Genomic DNA, 16679 nt, shown 5'->3' with positions numbered 1-16679 from the left:
TAACATAATAGGATAAGGATGTACCTTTTCTTACTATCTTTATCCCAAGGAAAACTCGTAAGAAGCACAAAAAACTGCAAGGCTTCTGATCAGAAGCACTTGGCAGTTTTTTGTGCGAAACCTAGTATACTTTATAACCGTTACAATCACTTTAGGCTAAACGGAAGATTAGCCCATATTTTGAATTAACGCATCGCCAAATTCAGAGCATTTTACTTCTGTCGCTCCATCCATTAGACGGGCAAAGTCATAAGTGACAACTTTAGAAGCAATGGTTTTCTCCATTGAAGAGATGACTAATTTAGCCGCTTCGTGCCAGCCAAGGTGTTCAAGCATTAATACACCAGAAAGGATAACCGAAGATGGGTTTACCTTATCAAGACCTGCATATTTTGGTGCAGTTCCATGAGTTGCTTCAAAAATCGCATGTCCCGTTTCATAGTTGATGTTGGCTCCTGGAGCGATACCGATACCGCCCACTTGTGCAGCCAATGCATCAGAGATGTAGTCACCGTTTAAGTTCATGGTAGCCACTACGTCAAACTCGCGCGGACGAGTCAAAATTTGTTGTAAGAAGATGTCTGCAATCGAATCTTTTACGATAATTTTGCCTGCTGCTTCCGCTTCCTCCTGCGCTTTGTTAGCCGCTTCTTTCCCTTCAGCTTCTACGATACGATCGTATTCAGCCCATGTAAATACTTTATCTCCAAACTCTTGTTCCGCTACTTCATAGCCCCAGTTTTTGAAGGCACCTTCTGTAAACTTCATGATGTTTCCTTTGTGCACAAGTGTTACGGATTTTCTGCCTTCGCTAATGGCATAATTAATCGTCGCGCGAACGAGGCGTTTCGTTCCTTCTTCTGAAATAGGCTTGATTCCGATACCAGATGTTTCAGGGAAACGGATTTTATTAACACCCATTTCCTGCTGCAAGAAGTTGATGACCTTTTCTACCGCTTCTGTTCCTTTTGCATACTCGATACCCGCATAAATATCTTCCGTATTTTCACGGAAGATGACCATATCTGTATCCTCAGGTCGCTTAACAGGTGAAGGTACACCTTCAAAGTAGCGAACAGGACGAAGACATACGAATAAATCTAACTCTTGGCGCAATGCAACGTTCAATGAACGAATACCGCCGCCAACAGGAGTTGTAAGCGGGCCTTTAATCCCGATTATGTATTCACGAATGACATCTAATGTCTCTGAAGGCAGCCATTCGCCCGTTTGGTTGAATGCCTTTTCTCCGGCTAACACTTCTTTCCAAACAATTTTCTTCTCGCCATTATATGCTTTTTCAACAGCCGCTTCCAATACACGTGAAGCTGATGCCCAAATATCTGGACCTGTGCCGTCACCTTCAATAAATGGAATGATAGGGTTATTTGGTACATTTAATGTACCGTTTGCTACTGTAATTTTTTCTCCTTGTGTCACAATGATTACCTCCTCGATTGCTTGTCCAAACTTATTGCATGAGCCAGCCATAATAAAAAATGGTTTTATTATGCACAACAAACTTCGACATTTACGGTTATTGTATAGATTTTTCGACAATTTCATAACCAAGTTCCATCTTAATACCTTATTCATAATAAGTAAATAAAGTAATTCATTGTCTTTATCATAAGAAAAAGTTATTAAATGAAGTGATCCTTATTTAACTACTACATAATTAGCAGTACGTTCATTTTGAGGGAGAACAACTAAGAAAAGAAAATCTTGATTTAAAATCTTTCTTTATAAAGCATCTTTAATAGCTCCAATTTGCTTTTAAACAATTCTTTTCTTAGCTAGTAAACGCACATTAATGGAGAAAATCCTGCATTTTAATGTGTTTTACAAGACTCGTAAAGACCTTGTTCTTTTAAAACAGAGATTAACGTTTCACCCATGACAGAAGGTGTTTCCGCCACTTTAATGCCGCACTCGTTCATCGTTTTGATCTTTTCAGCAGCTGTACCTTTACCGCCAGAGATAATAGCACCTGCATGGCCCATACGTTTGCCTGGAGGGGCTGTTTGACCGCCGATAAAGCCGACAACCGGCTTCGTCATGTTGGCTTTTATCCATTCAGCCGCTTCTTCTTCCGCTGTTCCGCCGATTTCACCGATCATGATGACCGCATACGTGTCTTCATCTTCGTTAAACGCTTTTAATACATCGATGAAGTTGGTACCATTCACAGGATCTCCACCGATACCAACAGCTGTCGATTGGCCGATGCCCGCTTCTGTTAACTGATGAACGGCTTCATATGTTAACGTACCAGAGCGTGAGACAACCCCTACATGGCCTTTTGTATGAATATAGCCGGGCATGATGCCAATTTTACATTCTTTTGGTGTAATGACACCCGGGCAGTTTGGCCCTACAAGGCGAGTCTTTTTCCCTTCCATATAACGCTTCACTTTCACCATATCCAACACTGGAATGTGTTCGGTGATACAAATCACTAAATCTAGTTCAGCGTCTACCGCTTCTAAAATCGCATCTGCGGCAAATGGAGCCGGAACATAAATGACAGAAGCACTCGCACCTGTTTTTTCGACGGCTTCGGCCACCGTATTAAAAACCGGTACACCTTCCACTTCCGTACCGCCTTTTCCTGGCGAAGTACCCCCTACGATTTTGGTGCCGTACTCCAACATTTGTTTTGTATGGAATAAAGCGGTTGAACCCGTGATCCCTTGGACAATAACTTTTGTATCTTGATTAATAAATACGCTCATCGATAGTCCCTGCCTTTCTTATCCTACGAGTGAAACAATTTTTTGTGCGCCGTCTGCCATAGATTCAGCAGCTGTGATATTTAAGCCGGATTCTTGTAAAATTTTCTTTCCTAACTCCACGTTCGTTCCCTCTAAGCGAACCACTAATGGAATCTCTAAGCCCACTTGTTTTGTGGCTTCTACCACACCTTGAGCAATGACATCACACTTCATAATGCCGCCGAAGATGTTAACGAAAATTCCTTTTACATGTTGATCTGAAAGAATAATTTTGAATGCTTCCGTTACTTTTTCAGCTGTCGCACCGCCGCCCACATCAAGGAAGTTAGCAGGTTCTCCGCCGTAATGTTTAATGATATCCATGGTCGCCATTGCCAGACCGGCACCATTGACCATACAACCGATGTTTCCGTCTAATGAAATATAGCTTAAATCATATTTAGAAGCTTCGATTTCTTTTGGATCTTCTTCTTCTAAATCACGATATTCTAATACATCTTTTTGACGATAGAGTGCATTGGAATCAAAGTTCAATTTTGCATCAAGCGCCATGACTTTCCCGTTTCCCGTTGTCACGAGCGGATTAATTTCTGCAATGGAGCAATCCTTTTCTACAAATACTTGGTATAAACCCATCATGAATTTAACGGCTTGTCCCACTAATTCTTTTGGGATGTTAATATTAAAAGCTAATCTGCGAGCTTGGAAGCCTTGTAATCCGATAACTGGATCGATGACTTCTTTGAAGATTTTTTCAGGCGTTTTTTCTGCTACCTCTTCAATCTCTGTACCGCCTTCTTCTGATCCCATCATAACAACACGTGACGTAGCACGATCCAATACTAAACCAATGTAATATTCTTTTTGAATATCGCAGCCTTCTTCAATAAGTAAACGCTTAACTTCTTTTCCTTCTGGACCCGTTTGGTGAGTCACAAGCGTCTTCCCTAAGATTTCCTTAGCATATGTCTGAACTTCTTCTAAGTTCTTTGCGACTTTTACACCGCCGGCTTTACCGCGGCCCCCTGCATGAATTTGCGCTTTGACAACGCATACCTCAGAACCTAGTTCCTTTGCCGCTTCTACTGCTTCTTCTACTGTAAAAGCCACTCGACCGTTTGGAACTGCTACCCCATATTTTCTAAGGAGTTCTTTCCCTTGATACTCATGGATATTCATGAACCATCCCCCTATTTTTCGTGAAAATTTGCATACTGCTAACCCTAAAATGAAACTTGCATTGATTTTTTGCGAATAAAATCTATTTGTTGATAGATACTCGAAAAATTCGCAGCGACTGTAATCGCTCTCAAAACCATATATCCTATTTTTAGTTTTGGCTGTTCATTAAAGCAGGATACATGATATCGATGCGGCAATCATACTCTATTATTGCCCTTTTTGTAAATAATCAGGAATTTTATTTTATTAAAATCAATTTGTTTATTTTGTTCAAAAAAAATTATACTTTTCTTCAAACGAAAGGCTGAGAAACAAACATAATGTATACGTTTGCTTCCCAGCCTTTTTCATCCCATGTTTAAGGCTTATATAGCTGTAAGTACTAACCCTGGATCATTAAAATAAACAACTTGTGAAAGGATTTTGCATCCTGAAATTCCTTTGAGTGCCTCTCTTGCTTCTTTTTCGTTGTCATACTCAAACATTTTCGTGTTACCCTTTGAATAAACAGTGATTACCCACATGCACCTTTTCCTCCATTTAAATATATTTTCCTTTTCTCCCTGGACAGACAAGCGAATATTTGAAAGCGATGTCACTTTTATGTACCCTCTTTCTATCCAATACAGCAATCGAGCCGGCACGGTCCAAGTTGTTCATTAATGATGAAGGTTTGTTTCATCTCTTTTGCTGATGCAGTCATTCTAATACACCACATCTACCTCTGTAAATAATTAGAATAGTAAATTTATAAAATCTTAATAATTCATTTTGTTCATTTCGTTCATTGCTTCAAACCTGAATCATTCATCAGTTCTTCATACATCTTACTCTGCTGTTTGAGGAAGAGCTCCGTTTGCCGGCTATTTTTATAAAAAGGGCTCCAACTATATGTATTAAGTACCTCTTTCCATTCATCGGTTACGACCATCTTATAGATAACCTCATCCCAATACGCCACTTCTTCTTTTGTCATATCAGCAGGCCCCATGACACCCCTCCAGTGCTGAAACACTAAATCAATTCCTTGCTCCTTCCAGGTGGGCACTTCTTTCAGCCCTTCTAATCGTTTTTCAGAAGAAACCACTAATATATTCACTTTTCCCTCTTGATAATACTTTTCCGCCTCTGAAAAGGACATCGGAGCTGCACCGATTTGTTCATTAACCAAGGCATTCACCAGGTCTTCACTATTTCTATATACAAAAAATTCAAGTTCTGCAGGATTAATTCCAAATGCTTTACTTGCTTGCACGAAGGATAAATGGTCATCATTTCCCAGCTTTACAGAAACGCCCATTTTAACCATTTTCGCATCTTTCTTTAATCTGTTCATCAATTCTTCAGCACTCCGTATAGAAGAGTTTTTAGAAACGACTACTACCTCCCACTCAGTAGCTAATATAGCAATGGGGGTAAATTCCTCATATGTTAACTGACTTCGTCCCAATAAATGATTCGTGATCAGTAAGCTTGAATTCACAGCCAGTACATTTCCTTGCTGCTGTTTAACATACTTCCATCCCACTTCACCGCCGCCTCCTATTTTATTGGATACCACGATAGGATTTTCCACAATATTTTCCTCATTCAAAATGGATTGCATAGACCGAGCAGTCAAATCCCAGCCTCCGCCGACAAAATTAGGGGCGACGAATTCTATTTGTTTACTATCTGATTTTAGCTGATTTTCTTGCGGCTCGTCATATGAGCAGCCCGCTGTCATTCCTGTTAAAACGCATATCAAGCCCCACAGCCATCTAGTCCGCTTCTTCATGGTTGTTATATCCCCCGTTTTTTGTGTATTACAACTTCATTTGACTACGCTTCAGCGGCATGTAAAATCGATTACTCAAGCTAAATAATATTTGCGTTCCGGTCGTCCGACAATTCCGTATTCAAGCTCTGCCGTACATTCATTAGTCGATACTAAATATTCCAAATATCTTCTTGCTGTCGTTCTTGAAGCACCCATTTTTTCTCCCATCCCCTCTATGGTGATACCTTCATCCAAACTTTGCATAATCTCTTTTACCTTTTGCAGCGTAAAGGCATCAACCCCGGAAGGTAACTGCTTTTGGTCAAGCTCTTTTTCTTTTATTTTTCCGAAATATGTGTCAACTAACGATTGATTGACTTCCGCATGACTCTCTAACAGCTGTTTCTTTTTCTTGTAATCTTCAATGGTCTGAATAAACTTTTCCAATGTTACCGGCTTAATCAAATAGTGGCATACACCGTTGCGAATTGATTTCTCCAGCATGCTTTTTTCAGTGGCTGCTGTAATCATGATAATGTCGACATGGGGAAAACGATCTCGAATCTTTGGAAGTAAATCTGTACCAAGTTCATCGGGCATATAAACATCCAATAAAAGCAAGTCTACTTCCTTTTCTTCCAGCATCTCCATTGTTTCTTTCGCATTTAGAGCTTTTCCTACAACTTGTATTTCTTTTATTTTCATCAAAAATTGTTCCTGCACTTGTGCCACCCTAAAATCATCTTCTGCAATAGCAACTTTTAACATATCAATCCTCTCCCTCTCATGTATTGTTCTCAAGTGTCTTTGGAAGATAAATGGTAAAGATGGTTCCTCCACCTTTACGATGAGCGATTTCAATGGACCCCTTTAATATATCAACCATTTCTTTCACATTAGCTAGACCGTAACCACGATTTTCTCCTTTCGTTGAAAATCCTTTGCTAAAAATGACATCTATTTGCCCATCCGATATTCCTTTTCCGCTGTCGGCTATCTCAATAACAATGTCATGACCAATATCCGTTACGAAAAATGAGACGATCTTTTCTGGTTGATGGGCAACAGCATCAAAAGCGTTATCAATAATATTTCCAATAATAGTCACAAGATGAGAAATGCCGATATGTTCTGGCAGCGGACTGAGCGTACTGTCACTATCAATATCCAGCTGTATTTTCTTTTCGGATGCTTTTCCAAGTTTCCCTAACAAAATAGCCTGTACGGTCGGATCCAAAATCTGATCGAATAAAATCCGATTCTGGCTTTGATGTACGTTAGATTCCTTTTGAATAAACTCAAATGCCTCGGTATACCTGCCTAATTGGAGCAGAGCTGATAACACATAAAGCTTATTGGTAAATTCATGGGTTTGGGCCCGTAAATCTTCTGAGTACTTTCTCACTTCAGAAAGCGTATCAATTAACCTTTGCAGTTCCGTTTTATCACGAAAGCTGGCCACCGCTCCGACCATTTGTCCGTTTTCTAAAACAGGCGTCAAGTTAAGGATGAACACTTTTTCGTTAAACGATATTTCCTGGTCATTTTCTACTATCCCCGTTTTTAATACTTTTTCCATGTGAGAGTGAGGAAGAATATCGTTAATATGTTGGTGAGAGTATTCCTCTTTTATATCCAGCATATTTTTGGCAGAATGATTCATCATGGCTATGAAGCCATTTTGATCGATGGCGATAATTCCCTCTTTTATAGATAATAAAATGGCACTTCTCTCTCTATATAAAGAAGCGATTTCATGTGGTTCAAGCCCTAATGTATCGTTACGAATGTTTCGCGCCAAAAATACTCCTCCGACGATTCCCACTACTAGAACAGCCATAGAAACTAAAATAATGGTTTTTATTCTATTAAGTATATTGATTTGTATTTCCCTCTTTGAAAACTCCACCGTTACAACACCAACTACCTGATTGTAACCCTCATGTTCTAAAATAATCGGGGCTTTTCCCATCAGGGCCGGACCAATCACACCCGTTCCCTCTAATGTATAATAGCCGCCAAAAATCAAAGCCCTATAGCTTTGGTCATCTACTATTTTTCGCCCTATCGAATTAGGGTGGACATATGAGTAGATAATTTTTTCCCGGTTCTCCACTAGTACATTTGCCGCTCCCGCCTGTTCACGTGCTTGTTCAATGATTGGCTGTATATCCCCTTGAGGATTCGCTGTTTGAAATGCTTCTTTTATTTCCGGCATGAAGGAAATAGACTTCGCCGTCTGCAAAGCCAGCTGCTCTACTTGACGCTTTGTCTCAACTGATTGAATGTACGCAAATATAGCTGCGAGAAGAAAAACGACCAATAAAATTAAGATAATAATTAAAGTGAGAATCTTTGTTTGCAATGAAACCTTGAAAAACTTTTTCATGTTTGCACCCTTCAGCTATATAGATCGATTTAGCAAATTTGACCTGACCAAAAAACGATCATGTCAAATTTGCTAACCCTCGAGAGCACATTCAAGTTGTCTAAATGACTGATTGTAAATGCCCTTGTTGGAAAGAAGATGTGTCAAGTTATTAAGTAAAAATTTATCCTGCATTAACAAGCAGTAAGATGAAATATTTGTTATATTCCCAAAACAACTACAGCTAAATTTTACACTTGTTAATTCTATATATCAACGTCTATCTCCCATTGTATGAAGAAGAGCTGTCTTGCAGATTCCCAACAGACAGCCAAAGAAGTTTTTGCTAAAAGAACCCGCCTTCCCCCAAGTTTTATCGGGAGTGACGGGTTCTTTTAGTCAGTTAAATCATGTGTCACATCTTTTAAAAGATTTCTAGAAAGAAATAATGCCCGTAACGAGTGCAACAAGCAACATCACCATCGATGTGCCTACCGTCCACTTTAACGTGAATCGCTGATAATCTCCAAAGTCTACTTTAGACATTCCGACTAATAGATAGGTAGATGCCACAAGCGGGCTTAATAAGTGAACAGGTTGGCCAAGGAGCGAAGCACGAGCAATTTCTACCGCTTCAATGCCGTATGTAGAAGCTGCTTCCGCAATAATTGGCAGTACTCCAAAGTAGTAAGCATCATTAGACATGAAGAAGGTAAATGGCATGCTTGTAATGGCCGTAATAATTGCTAAATGCGGACCCAAAGCATCCGGAATAAGTGAAACTAGACTATTGGCCATGGCATCAACCATTTTTGTACCTGATAAAATCCCTGTAAAGATACCGGCTGCAAACACTAGAGATACAACTGCGAGCACATTGCTCGCGTGAGCAGCAATTCGTTCTTTCTGGTCATCTAGATTAGGGTAATTAATAATGATAGCAATGGCAAACGCGATCATAAACAAGACTGCAAGAGGCATGATTCCCATAATAAGCCCTGCCATCAAAGCAACCGTCAAACCGAAATTGACCCATAACAATTTTGGACGTTTCGTCTCCGCTATTTCTACGGTAGCCGCTTGCTCGGCAAATGCTAAAGATTCCTTTTGGATGGAGTCAAAATGGAGCACTCCAAGGCGTTTTCGTTCTTTCATTCCCAAAAGATAAGCTGTAAAGATAACCCAAACCGCACCGCCAATCATCGCCGGAATAAGCGGTATAAACACTTCTGACATATCAAGACTTAAAGCGCTGACTGCTCTTGCCGTAGGGCCGCCCCATGGAGTAAGGTTTGTTACCCCCACACCCATTAAAGCGATGGCCGGTAATATAAGTGGATTCATTCCAAGTCTCTTGTATAGTGGAAACATCGCTGAAATCGTAATCATATACGTCGTCGTTCCGTCACCGTCTAAAGATACCACAAGTGCTAAAACAGCAGTACCTATCACAATCTTTAATGGATCTCCTTTTACTGCTTTCAAAATTGTATGGACAATAGGATCAAATAAACCCGCGTCAATCATAACACCAAAATAAAGAATGGCGAACATTAACATAACTCCAGTCGGAGCCAATTGTTTAATCCCTTCTAATGACATTTCCCCTAGATCACTTGCAAAACCTCCGATGATGCCAAACAAGACTGGTATGACCATTAATGCAATCAATGCCGATAGCCTCTTTGTCATAATTAAAAACATAAAGACAACTACCATCGAGAATCCTAATATAGCTAACATAATACCCCTCCCATTACATTGGATACGCTTTCAAACGACCGCGAACATCTTTCACATCTAAGCCAAAATATCCCCATTGCTGCTTTTTTGAGTTCTATTTATCCCGCCTTAACGGATAGTAAATCCCACTGATGGAAATCTGATTTGTTCTATCAGTATGTACATGAATGCCCCATCACTCCGTTAAATCATGATCAGCATGATGAAGGTATTTCAAATAGATTAATAACGGTTTGAAACAACTGATTATGTTTTCCTTCCCCCTTCTGCCAGCTCTTGTTAACGCAAACTGACTGCTTGATTGTTATGCGCTTACAAAACTTTTTTTACAATTTTCTGTTTCTTATGAATTTAATCATAATTTAATAGAGGGTCATCGTAAATAATTCGAAAAATAAAACCTTAAAAAACGATTGGTTCGATTAATTCATTTTGTTTAATTTCGTTATTTCGTTCATTTTGTTTATAGAAGAATGGGCCATAGACTTAAAAACATCTATGGCCCATTTTTTACGCAAAAAGACCTTTGCCGTTGCGGGCAAAGGTCTTTCTAAGCATATCGTTAATTACTTTACAACCTTGTATTAACCTTCTAACAATAAAGATTCTGGATCTTCCAGCAAGTCTTTGACCATAGCAAGGAAGCTCACAGCCTCTTTCCCGTCTACGATTCGGTGATCGTATGAAAGGGCGATATACATCATCGGACGATTCTCCATACGCTCTTCATCAATGGCTACAGGGCGTAATTGGATTTTATGCATACCTAAAATCCCCACTTGCGGGGCATTTAAGATTGGCGTTGACATTAACGAACCGAAAACGCCTCCGTTCGTGATTGTAAACGTACCCCCTTGAAGCTCTTTTAGTGTCAAGTTATTGTCACGCGCTTTTTTGCCAAGCTCTGAAATTTCACGCTCGATTTCAGCAAAATTCAATTTGTTGGCATCACGTACTACTGGAACGACTAAACCTTCAGGTGCTGCTACCGCAATCCCGATATCGTAATATTTCTTGATAATGAGCTCATCCCCTTGAATCTCAGCGTTCAGCAACGGGAATTGCTTTAATGCCGCCACAACGGCTTTTGTAAAGAACGACATGAAGCCAAGACGTACATCATGCTTTTCATAGAAAGCGTCTTTTCGTTTCTTTCTTAAATTCATGACTGCTGTCATGTCTACTTCATTAAATGTCGTTAACATAGCGGCTGTATGTTGAACTTCAACAAGACGCTTCGCAATCGTTTGACGGCGGCGCGACATTTTAACGCGCTCCTCTGGTTTTGCCGGATTTACTTCCGCTTGTTTTGGCGCAGCTGCCGCTGGAGCCGCTTTTTCTTGCTTCACTTCCGGCTTCGCTGATGGTGCCTCTGCATGCGCTTTTACATCGTTCGGACGGATTCTGCCAAGCGGGTCACTGCTTTGCACCGCATTCAAATCAATTTTTAACTCTCTCGCCAATTTTCTCGCTGCTGGAGAGGCAACCGGACGTTTTCCTTTTTCCAACTCTTGTACCGTCGATTGAGCACTCGGTTGGTTAACAGCCACCGGTTCTTCCTGTTTCTGTTCAGGGACCGGCACTTCTTCCTGAGCAGCAGAAGCCGTTCCCGCTTCTGACTGCACATCTAAAACCGCGATGATATCGCCAACCTCCACCGTGTCACCAGGTTCTTTCAAAAGTTTCGTTACAACGCCCGAGTCTTCTGCCGTCACTTCTAAGTTGACTTTATCCGTTTCAAGCTCTACGATGCTTTCCCCTTTGTTGACTTGATCTCCCACTTTGATCAGCCATTGCAAAACTGTTCCCTCTGAAATGGATTCCGCTAGTTCAGGTACTTTGATTTCAATCATGTTCTATATCCTCCCTGTTCCTTAAGACTGCAGCGACATTGGCAGCTTATATATATGTTTTAGAGGTTGTTCAAAAAGTCCGGGAAAAATGACTGTCGAATTTACTTGTACAGGACGTACTGATCCGACGTTCGCCACAGGACGTGGCGGTCTTTAGTCGGGCGGCGTCAGCTTTCTCCCTTTTGAACATACATTTTTTTAGTAGTTGGTTAGATTTTGTTCGTTTGTTTGGATATCCCAAATGCTGTTTTTGCTAAGAGCTTCGGTCACAATTCGTTCTTGTTCTTTTTTATGAACATTCGGTTCTCCGCCTGCAGGACTTGAACGGTCTGGACGTCCAATATAATGAGCTTTTACGTTATCTGGAGACAAATCATATAAAATTGGTGCAAGGTAATGCCATGCTCCCATATTCTTCGGTTCCTCTTGAACCCACACGATTTCTTTTACATTTGGATAGCGTCGAAGAATGGCATCGATTTCTCCCATCGGGAACGGATATAACTGTTCGACGCGCACAACGTGCACCCAGTCCAGATTTTGTTTTTCTTTTACGCGATCAATTTCTACAGCAAGATCAATCGCCACTTTACCTGTCGTCAAAATTAAACGCTCCACTTTTTCAGGATGTTTCCCAAGCTCAGGCTGCTCGATCACTGTCTGGAAGCTTCCCTCGCTTAATGATGTATAAGATGAAGCCGTCAGCGGATGGCGCAGTAAGCTCTTTGGTGTCATAATGACTAATGGTTGGGCATAATCGGTTCCTGTAATCGCTGCTTGACGACGCAAAATATGGAAATACTGGGCAGCACTTGTCAAGTTGGCTACCGTCCAGTTGTTTTCCGCAGCGAGTTGCAAGAAGCGCTCCAATCTAGCACTGGAATGCTCTGGCCCCTGACCTTCATACCCGTGCGGCAGCAGCAGTACAAGACTCGATTTTTGTCCCCACTTGGCACGGCCCGCAGAAACAAACTGATCGAATAAAGCTTGAGCCGTATTGGCAAAGTCCCCGTACTGAGCCTCCCAAAGAACGAGCGTTTCAGGTGCAAAAACGTTATAACCATATTCAAAACCGACCACTGCTGCTTCAGAAAGCGGACTGTTATGAATGGAAAAGGATGCTTTTGCTTGAGGCAAACGATGAAGCGGCGAAAACTTTTTGCCTGTTTCCGTGTCATTCAACACAACGTGGCGATGGGCAAACGTGCCGCGCTCGGAATCCTGGCCGGTTAAACGAATTGGTGTACCATCTTGTAAAATGGCGGCAAACGCTAAAGTTTCAGCAAGTGCCCATTCCACTTTCCCCTCACCTTCAAGCGAGTGGATACGACGCTCTAAAATCCGTTTTAACTTTGGATATACATTGAAATCCTCAGGCCATTTCAACAAATCGCTGTTTATCTCACGCAGCGTATCAAGCGGCACCTTTGTATCCATCTCCGGAATTCCTTTAGCGATGAGTTCTGGTACTTCCGCTTCTTTTACTTGCCCATCCTTGCCTTTGTCAGAGATTCTGTCATATTCACTTTGAAGTTTCGTTTGAACCTCTTGATTGATTTTTTCTGATTCTTCCGCACTTAAGATTCCCTGTTCTTGCAATTTCTTTGCATACAACGTTTTGACCGTTGGATGGGCATTGATTTTTTTGTAAAGCTGCGGCTGGGTGACAGCCGGGTCATCCATCTCGTTATGACCGAAACGTCGATAGCCGACTAAGTCAATCAAGAAATCTTTTTTGAAGCGTGAACGATATTGATAAGCAAGATCGATCGCCGCCAAACAAGCTTGCGGATCATCTGCATTGACATGAATAACCGGTATTTCATATCCTTTAGCCAGGTCACTCGCATATTTGGTCGAGCGGGAATCCGGACTGTCTGTTGTGAAACCGACCATATTGTTAGCGATAATATGGATGGTTCCCCCAGTATGATAGCCTCTTAAGCCCCCTAAATTCAACGTTTCAGCTACAATTCCCTGACCCGGGAACGCTGCATCACCATGAATCAGAATTGCAAATGACTTCGATACATCTTGCTCCGGATATCCGGCTTTGTCTCTTTCCTCCTGGGCCGCTCTAGCAAATCCAAGAACAACAGGATCGACAAATTCCAGATGACTCGGATTGTTCGCCAATGTAATGCGTGCATGGATCGTTTCCGACTCTTCAATCGAACGGTCTCCCCCTAAGTGATACTTTACATCTCCCGTCCAGCCGTAATTAATGCCTCGTGAGCCTTCGGAAGGGAAAAGATCCTTGTTCGGAGAATGGTGAAATTCTGAAAAAATATTTCCGTAAGGTTTACCTAATACGTGCGCTAACACATTTAAGCGGCCTCTGTGGGCCATGCCGATCATGACATTGTGCACCCCGTCATGCACACCTTCTTTAATAAGTTCATCAAGCATCGGTACAAGCATATCGACTCCCTCAATCGAGAACCGCTTTTGACCGACAAATGTTCGATGCAAAAATTGCTCAAACCCTTCAACTTCTGTTAGTCTTTTTAAAAGCTCTTTTTGCTCTTCCTTAGAGAAGTCACGATGAATAGCGCCGGTCTCGACCATTTGGGTTAGCCAAGTGCGCTCTTCAAGGTCATGCACATGATCAAATTCATAGGCTAAAGAACCTTTATGAATCTCTTTTAAGCGTGCAATCGCTTCGTCCGCTGTTTGAACCTCATCCGGCGAATGCTCCCATATTGCTTTAGCGGGAATCGCTTTCAAATCTTCTTCTGTTAAACCGAATTTTTCAGGGTTCAATATATAGGCTTCATCAACACTCTTTTCTAAAGGATTGATTTTGGCTGCTAAGTGGCCATATGAACGAATATATTCAGCAAATTTTACTGCCTTTACGACCTTGTCGATATTTAGTGCATTGGCAGGGGCAACAAACGAATTTCCGCCGGCTTCGTTGACGCGTTCTGCTTCAAAAGAGGGAGCTCCCCAATTTTCAAACAGCTCTTTTAATTCCACCTCAACAGAGTCTGCATTAGTCAAATAACGCTCATATTGCTCCATCACATAGCCAAGGTTTGGACCATGAAAATTGTGCCATGGATTTTGTTCGTTGTTTTTCATCCCCATGTTTCATACCCCCAGTTGTGCTTGGTAATCTCTTCTAGTATACAACTACAGTATACAGTATTTCTAATAATCTGACTTTCGAAAATTCACCCAATTCTCTAAAACATGCTTATTTTTCAAAAAATTATACTGTAATCGTTTTCAAACTTATCTAAAGTTCGACGATTCCATTATACCTTTCCTTGCTGGAATGCGAAAGCCGAAAGTCTTACAACACACTGTAAATCAACTAATTACTCTCTTCTCATTTATGTACCTTCCTTTTACTCTTTATACTTGAAAAACAGTGCTGAGTTAATAGTAATCCATCCTTTTCATTATGTAAATAATTGAAAAAATAATTTTCCAAAAAATCTTTTTGTTCATTTTGTTCATAAAAAATCTACATAAAATAACTGGACATGGATCCAAGATCCCTGCCCGGTTATTCAGAGGTTTAAACTAGAAAAGCATAAAATAAGATAAAAATAACATAGATTCCTCAAAAATCTCACGAGGAGCTGCTTTTGCTCTCTTTTCTGTTTCTTTCCAGGAGCTTTTGTGCACGGATTAAAATCTCTCTCGGCTTTTCTTGGCGCTTTAGACGAAGTTTCTTTAAGATGTTAAGTTTGGTCATTCTATTTCCCCTTATGATTTACTGTCTACTCTTTTTACAAGGATGTGAAAGGTGACCGGCATGCGCTTCTCTTTCTTATAATCATCAAATATCTTACCCTCTCCTAATTATATCGAACATTTGTTCTTTTATCAACAAAAAAAACAACCATGGAGAAAGATCCCATCGTTGCTCAGCGTACCTTCATTCTATAGGCTTAACCGGTATTTGAATCTCTGTTAAAAACTCTTCTTTATTTTTGGAAATGTAATCATCAATAATCGTCCTTTCAATCGCATCCCCAATGATGGTATAACCATTTTTTTGTATAAAATCGAACAGCCGGTCATAGTAAGCGGATGCTTCAATGCGTCTTTCGTTGCAATACATGCAAACATACGTCCCTTTCGCCAATACGGCGACTAAATCATTTGATACTTCTTCGTCTTCCACTATTAAAAAAATGGAATTGTATTCGGAGAACTCCCTCTTTTTAATGTTTTGTATCGAAATGGTGACACCGACGCCGCCTATAAAAATAGAAGCTGTTCGTTTCGAAATGTTTTCCAGTTTCCTTAAGGACAGCTCCAGCTCCGGGGTCGAACGAATGGGTTCTTTTAAGCGTAATACACGCCTCTCCTCAAGCTGTTTAAAAAACGGCACCCCTATCTTATCCAAGTTTCTGGACTGTTCCAGCTCTTTAATCCGATTTTCAAAACGATGATTGATTTGCTGAAGCTCTTTTATTTTTTGAAGCGTATTTTCTTGCTGCTTTTTTAGAATGGTTAAGAAATAATTAATATCCCTTTGTTCGAATTGCGCTTTGATTTCTTTCAACGGGATACCTAACTCTTTTAAATAATTGATCGTATTTAAATGTTCAAACTGCTCCGTCGAGTAGTACCGATATCTACTCTTTTCATCTACCTTCATCGGCTTGAATAAACCAATTTCATCGTAATAACGAAGAGTTTTAACTGGTATATTATGAAGCTTTGAAATCTCCCCGATGGAAAATTGATTTTTCATTTTGCTCACCTTGCCTTATCTGTTACTTTCTACTCCTGCTGATTTTCACCCTACTTTTGCCTTTCTGTTCTTTCATTGAATAGACTTCCTTATGGTTTTCCTGACCGCTTATACATAAATGATGGAACAAGGGCTCTCTTTGCCCATGTTCCATCATTTTTTATACCTTCTTCCTACTTCCTTCACCATCTCTGCCACGGAAACTAGACCGCCGGCATTTTCATACGTTGAATCTTCATATTTTGAAAGGATTGTTCATTTAAATTGATGGTGCTGCAAAACTGGAAAAGAAACTCCATAAAGTTCAGTGTATAATCTTTAGTAC

Annotated in this window: 12 protein-coding genes; all 12 read right to left on the bottom strand. The window is 40.6% G+C overall.

The window, feature by feature from the left end:
* Nucleotides 1–168: 168 nt before the first annotated feature.
* The 12 genes from icd to BK575_RS09895 all read right to left on the bottom strand — a co-directional run bounded on the left by icd (nt 169) and on the right by BK575_RS09895 (nt 16354).
* Nucleotides 169–1491 (bottom strand): NADP-dependent isocitrate dehydrogenase, encoded by a 1323-nt coding sequence (gene icd / locus BK575_RS09940; protein ID WP_268877760.1) that lies wholly within the window; start codon nt 1489–1491, stop codon nt 169–171.
* A gap of 341 nt (nt 1492–1832) precedes the next feature.
* A complete protein-coding gene (sucD, locus tag BK575_RS09935; RefSeq protein WP_078410232.1) occupies nt 1833–2735 on the bottom strand; it encodes a succinate--CoA ligase subunit alpha in 903 nt (300 codons plus the stop codon).
* Between the two features lie 18 nt (nt 2736–2753).
* Nucleotides 2754–3914, bottom strand: a complete 1161-nt coding sequence (gene sucC, locus BK575_RS09930; protein WP_078410231.1) for an ADP-forming succinate--CoA ligase subunit beta — start codon at nt 3912–3914, stop codon at nt 2754–2756.
* A 368-nt stretch (nt 3915–4282) separates the two neighbouring features.
* Nucleotides 4283–4441: a hypothetical protein gene (locus BK575_RS28475; protein ID WP_169907696.1), complete on the bottom strand. Its 159-nt coding sequence runs from the start codon at nt 4439–4441 to the stop codon at nt 4283–4285.
* Between the two features lie 260 nt (nt 4442–4701).
* Nucleotides 4702–5694: a tripartite tricarboxylate transporter substrate binding protein gene (locus BK575_RS09925; RefSeq protein ID WP_078410230.1), complete on the bottom strand. Its 993-nt coding sequence runs from the start codon at nt 5692–5694 to the stop codon at nt 4702–4704.
* 75 nt (nt 5695–5769) lie between these two features.
* Nucleotides 5770–6444, bottom strand: a complete 675-nt coding sequence (locus BK575_RS09920) for a response regulator (RefSeq protein WP_078410229.1) — start codon at nt 6442–6444, stop codon at nt 5770–5772.
* 16 nt (nt 6445–6460) lie between these two features.
* Nucleotides 6461–8065 carry an ATP-binding protein gene (locus BK575_RS09915; RefSeq protein ID WP_078410228.1) on the bottom strand — a complete coding sequence of 535 codons (1605 nt, stop codon included), beginning with the start codon at nt 8063–8065 and terminating at the stop codon, nt 6461–6463.
* Between the two features lie 414 nt (nt 8066–8479).
* On the bottom strand, nt 8480–9787 hold the full coding sequence (locus BK575_RS09910) for a CitMHS family transporter (protein WP_078410227.1): 1308 nt from the start codon (nt 9785–9787) through the stop codon (nt 8480–8482).
* A gap of 584 nt (nt 9788–10371) precedes the next feature.
* Nucleotides 10372–11640 (bottom strand): 2-oxoglutarate dehydrogenase complex dihydrolipoyllysine-residue succinyltransferase, encoded by a 1269-nt coding sequence (gene odhB, locus BK575_RS09905; protein ID WP_078410226.1) that lies wholly within the window; start codon nt 11638–11640, stop codon nt 10372–10374.
* A 198-nt stretch (nt 11641–11838) separates the two neighbouring features.
* Entirely contained in the window at nt 11839–14730 is a 2892-nt protein-coding gene (locus tag BK575_RS09900; RefSeq protein ID WP_078410225.1) for a 2-oxoglutarate dehydrogenase E1 component, read from the bottom strand.
* Nucleotides 14731–15220: 490 nt separating this feature from the next.
* Nucleotides 15221–15346, bottom strand: a complete 126-nt coding sequence (locus BK575_RS29325; RefSeq protein WP_268877711.1) for a hypothetical protein — start codon at nt 15344–15346, stop codon at nt 15221–15223.
* Between the two features lie 183 nt (nt 15347–15529).
* Nucleotides 15530–16354, bottom strand: a complete 825-nt coding sequence (locus tag BK575_RS09895) for a MerR family transcriptional regulator (RefSeq protein WP_078410224.1) — start codon at nt 16352–16354, stop codon at nt 15530–15532.
* Between the last annotated feature and the right edge of the window lie 325 nt (nt 16355–16679).

This window comes from Priestia abyssalis, assembly GCF_002019595.1.
In the GTDB taxonomy this organism is placed as follows: Bacteria; Bacillota; Bacilli; order Bacillales; family Bacillaceae_H; genus Bacillus_BA; species Bacillus_BA abyssalis.
This window is presented reverse-complemented; position numbering and strand designations above follow the sequence as displayed.